This window comes from Nocardioides sp. P5_C9_2 (assembly GCF_054049555.1).
Map to the genome: position 1 here is coordinate 1 of NZ_JBFUMD010000597.1, position 1,984 is coordinate 1,984.

A 1,984-nucleotide genomic window follows, 5' to 3' on the forward strand; every position below is an offset into this window, starting at 1 on the left:
CTCTCGGACGCGCGGTCGACCACCCGGCTGCTGGCCCGCTCGGTCGCCGAGCCGGCCATCCCGCCCGGGCTCGCGGAGGGGCAGCCGGGGGCGGTGGACCGGTTCGACCGGGTCGCCACGGGTCGGCTGCTGGTCGGCGACGTACGCCGTATCAAGATCTGGGCGGCCGACGGCACGATCGTCTACTCCGACGACGTCCGGCTGATCGGGGAGAAGTTCGCGCTCGGTGAGGAGGAGCGGGACATCCTCGCCCACGGCGGGTCCGACGCCGAGCTGTCGGAGCTGGACGACCCGGAGAACCGCTACGAGCGCGGGGGCCCGGCGCTGGTCGAGGTCTACACGCAGGTGGTGACGCCGAACGGGCAGCCGCTGCTCTTCGAGGCGTACTTCACGCTGTCCCGGATCGAGGCCCGGCAGGCCCAGGTGATCGCGCCCTTCCAGCGGATCACGCTCGGCGCCCTCACGCTCCTCGTGGTGGTCGCCACCGCCCTGCTGCTCGTGCTCACGCGTCGCGTCACGCGGGCCGCGGCCGAGCGCGAACGCCTGCTGCTCGGGGCGGCCACCGCGTCGGCCGCCGAGCGTCGGCGGATCGCGCGGGACCTGCACGACGGTGTGGTCCAGGACCTGGCGGGTTCGACCTTCGCCCTCTCGGCGCTGGCGCGGGAGCAGTCCGGGGAGACGCGGACGACGCTCCTCGACACCGCTCGCTCGCTGCGGGGCGGTCTGCGTTCGCTGCGGTCGCTGCTGGTGGAGATCCATCCGCCCGACCTCAACGCCGCGACCCTGCCGGCGGCGCTCGACGACCTGTGCGCGCCGGTGTCGGCGTCAGGGGTCACGGTCGAGCTGCACGTGGGGGACCTCGGAGACGTCGGCGTCCAGGACGCGGCGCTGGTGTGGCGGGTCGCCCAGGAGGCGGTGCGCAACACGCTGCGGCACGCCCGGGCGACGACGATGAGCGTGGACCTGCGGGCCGACGGCAGGGCACTGGTGCTCACGGTCGAGGACGACGGTGTCGGGTTCGACCCCGGATCGGTGGACGCCACGGCACACTACGGACTGCGTGGGCTGGAGAGCCTCGTGCGCGACCACGGGGGAGTGCTCACCATCCGCTCGGCCCCCGGCGCGGGGACGACGACACGGCTGGAGACACGGTCATGACGATCAGGGTGCTGCTCGTGGACGACCACGCGGTGCTGCGCAGCGGCCTCGAGCAGCTGCTCGCCGGCGAGCCCGACATGGAGGTGGTGGGCACGGCCGCGGACGGGGCACAAGCGCTGGAGGAGGTACGCCGCACGTCCCCCGACGTCGTCCTGATGGACCTGCAGATGCCGGGGACGGACGGGGTGACGGCGACCCGGCAGATCGTGGCCGAGGGCGGCCCGGACGTCCTGGTGCTGACGTCGTTCTCCGACGCCGACCGCATCGTGGCGGCGCTGGACGCGGGTGCCGTGGGCTATCTGCTCAAGGACGCCGACCCCGAGGACGTCATCGCGGGGGTGCGGGCGGTGAGCCGCGGCGAGTCGCCGCTGCACCCGCGGGCGGCGCGACAGCTGCTGGCGGCGCGGCACGCCTCCCCGTCGGACGTCGACCTGACGCCGAGGGAGAGGGAGGTGCTCGTGCTGGTCCGGCGCGGGCTGGCCAACAAGCAGATCGCTCGCCGGCTCGGTATCTCCGAGCGCACGGTCAAGGCGCACCTCACCTCGGTCTTCGCCAGCATCGGCGTGGTCGATCGGACCCAGGCCGCGCTGTGGGCCGAGCGTCGGGGCCTGGGGGACTGACCCCATTCGGGGATCTCCGCCGACCTCACCAGGGCGGAGGCCTCGGAGCACATCGACCGGCTGCAGGCGAAGAGCGGCCGGGCGTCCTGAGCTTCTGGGCGTCCGGGCTGGACTCACGTGGACCAGCCGCCCGCTCCGGTACGGTCCGATCATGAGAGCGATCGTCCAGGACCGCTACGGCGCGGTCGACGACCTCCACCTGAGCG

At 73.6% G+C, this 1,984-nt stretch carries 3 protein-coding genes; all 3 read left to right on the forward strand.

From position 1 onward, the window contains the following. Positions 1-1,158: sensor histidine kinase (locus tag ACXJKL_RS20050; protein ID WP_457208756.1), on the forward strand; the 1,158-nt coding region annotated here is incomplete at its 5' end. Further along, a complete protein-coding gene (locus ACXJKL_RS20055; protein WP_457208757.1) occupies positions 1,155-1,778 on the forward strand; it encodes a response regulator in 624 nt (207 codons plus the stop codon). The genes ACXJKL_RS20050 and ACXJKL_RS20055, both read left to right, overlap by 4 nt. Positions 1,779-1,790: 12 nt before the next feature. Beyond that, positions 1,791-1,868 carry a DUF3072 domain-containing protein gene (locus tag ACXJKL_RS20060; RefSeq protein WP_457208758.1) on the forward strand — a complete coding sequence of 26 codons (78 nt, stop codon included), beginning with the start codon at positions 1,791-1,793 and terminating at the stop codon, positions 1,866-1,868. Positions 1,869-1,984 lie beyond the last annotated feature (116 nt).